The sequence below is a fragment of the Moorena sp. SIO3I6 genome (assembly GCF_010672095.1).
Genome location: NZ_JAAHHU010000692.1, coordinates 1 through 2,438, shown reverse-complemented (window position 1 = coordinate 2,438; position 2,438 = coordinate 1). Strand labels below are relative to the sequence as shown.

Here is a 2,438-nt window from a genome sequence, read left to right as displayed (position 1 = left end):
TTAGCTCTAGATAGCTCATTGTCATAGTTAGGAATTTTTTGATAATGTTTCCCTTTTATTATTTTAAATAAAATGATTTTGAGTCTAAATGAGCTAAGTTGGTCTCTAGTTTCAACCTGTTGATGAATAATCATGCAATTTTGATATAGCAATTCTTCCATGATATAGCAAAGGGAACAGCGGATCTGGGAACAGCGGATCTGGGAGCAGGGAGCAGGGAGCAGGGAGCAGGGAGCAGGGAACAAACATTCTCTCAATTCCTACACGGATTGCTATACTACATATGGCAATACAAAATGTGGGCTTGGTTCAAAAGGGGGTTTCTATCCCCATGACTTATAGCGTTTCTAGGACTCATGAGGTACAGCATTCTTTGACGTTGATTCCCTTTTAGGTGCGCTTGACCTATTAAGAATTAAATTCGCTTGATTGTCGCACCTCTTAATGCAGCGCATCGCTATTCTATATTCTCTATTCCCCTCTTGGGAGGGGTTAGGGGTGGGTTCCTGTTCCCTGTTCCCAGATCCGCTGTTCCCTAAAATCTAGAAATTGTTTACCTCACAAGTCGTAAAATTGCTATATCCATTTAACCTCTATTTTGTCAAATCCCATTTATACAAAATAGCGGCGATTACCCTGGGTTTTCTAGAAAAATATTTGATTTAGACTGGCGCAACAAAAGATTATAACTTGGTCGGAAGTGCTCATACCACCAGTTTGCCTTGAGCGCCAAACTTGTCTGTGACAATTTTTGAAATAGCAATCGTAAATCAGTTGTAAAATCTTAAAAATCTGAAATTTTTGCAGGGCTTGGGTTAGAGCATAGGTTCGGCTACTATAGCGTTTCTAGGACTCATGAGGTACACAAGATTGTTTCACTCTTGACTCTTGGCTCTTTCCTAATCCCTGCTCCCTGCTCCCTGCTCCCTGCTCCCTAAAACCTAGATATTTGTACCTCACCAGTTATATAATTGCTATATATTTGACAAATCAGATCGGATTTCTATAGAATCGCTTCATGGAATTTACATAAATCCTCGTAATATGGTATTACTAGGGTTGATTAGTATGGCTTGCTCTGAACCTTCCAATAGAAGGTTAACGGTTACCAGATTTTTATAAAATTACTTTAAAATTAAGGATATTTTTTGACATGAGTACTTAGAAAACACAATTGATCGACATTCGCTTAACCGAACAGCAAGCCTACTGGCAAAAGCGACTAAGTGGCGAACTACCTGTTTTACAAGAATTTTTAAGTGAGCCGCAATTGCCAGTTGATACAGTTATCATATCCAGGGAAGCTTTCCAACTAGAGCAACAGCTCTATATAGAGCGAACTAAATTTTGTAGCTGTGAAAATATCACTCTATTTACCGCGATTATAGCTATATTTAAAATTATTTTACTGCGTTAGACGGGGCAGAAAGATATCATTGTTGGTTCTCTATCTACCGATAGTCTTCGGGAGACAAAGTCAGGAAGTACGGAAAAGTTTTATAATCCAATAGCACTAAGGACAAATTTAAGAGGTGATCTAAGTGCTAGAGAACTTTTAAGGGGCGTTGCCAATACAATTGAGGAGGCTAGAGAAAATAGAGATTACCCATTTGAGAAGTTAGTTGACGAATTTAAAACAGATGAAGGGTTAAGCAGATCGTCAATTTTTCCGGTGATGTTGGTATTGTGTAATGTGCCATATTGTATGTCAAAAATACCGATAGAAAAAGAGCATTTGAAAGAGCATTTGGCAAACATCTCCGAACAAATTGACAGCTGTGCTCTGGTGATCATGGCTTCTGAGGAAGAAGGGAGTTTAACCATACACTGTGAATACAACTCCCAATTGTTGCATTCAGCTACGATTCAGCAAATTCTGGGGCATTTCCAGACTTTGCTTGAGGGCGTCGTTGCTAATCCAGACCAGTGTATCTCCACTTTACCACTTTTGAGTGCAGCTCAAGAGCAGCAGCTACTGGTGAAGTGGAATGATACCCAGGTAGAAGACCCTCTGGATAAATGTATCCATCAACTATTTGAGGAGCAGGTAGAGAAAACCCCAGAGGTGGTAGCAGCAGTTTTTGAAGGAGAGCAGCTAACCTATTGGGAGCTAAACCAACGAGCTAATCAACTGGCTCACTATCTGGGCTCGCTGGGGGTAGGAGCAGATACGCTAGTGGGTATTTGTGTGGAGCGGTCTCTGGAGATGCTCGTGGGATTGCTGGGTATTCTCAAAGCTGGTGGCGCTTATGTGCCCTTAGATCCAACCTATCCCCAAGAACGTTTAGCTTTCATGTTATCCGATGCTCAAGTGTCGCTGCTGGTAACTCAAGAAAAATTGGTGACTCAATTGCCACAGCATGGGGCAGATGTGGTTAGCTTGGATAGAGATTGGACGGTAATCTCCAGCCAAAGTGAAGAAAATCAAAATCCCGTTA

Annotated in this window: 2 protein-coding genes and 1 pseudogene; 2 read left to right on the top strand and 1 reads right to left on the bottom strand. The window is 40.9% G+C overall.

Going from position 1 to position 2,438, the window contains the following annotated elements; translation table 11 throughout:
• Nucleotides 1-257, bottom strand: a 257-nt coding sequence (locus tag F6K49_RS41485) for a hypothetical protein (RefSeq protein ID WP_293106983.1), incomplete at its 3' end; no start/stop codon positions are given.
• A gap of 917 nt (nucleotides 258-1,174) precedes the next feature.
• Between F6K49_RS41485 and F6K49_RS41480 the strand changes: the two are divergent.
• Both F6K49_RS41480 and F6K49_RS41475 read left to right on the top strand, forming a co-directional pair.
• Nucleotides 1,175-1,918 (top strand): annotated as a pseudogene (locus F6K49_RS41480) (condensation domain-containing protein); the annotation flags it as partial.
• 60 nt (nucleotides 1,919-1,978) lie between these two features.
• The coding region (locus F6K49_RS41475; protein ID WP_293106988.1) for an AMP-binding protein at nucleotides 1,979-2,438 on the top strand (460 nt) is incomplete at its 3' end.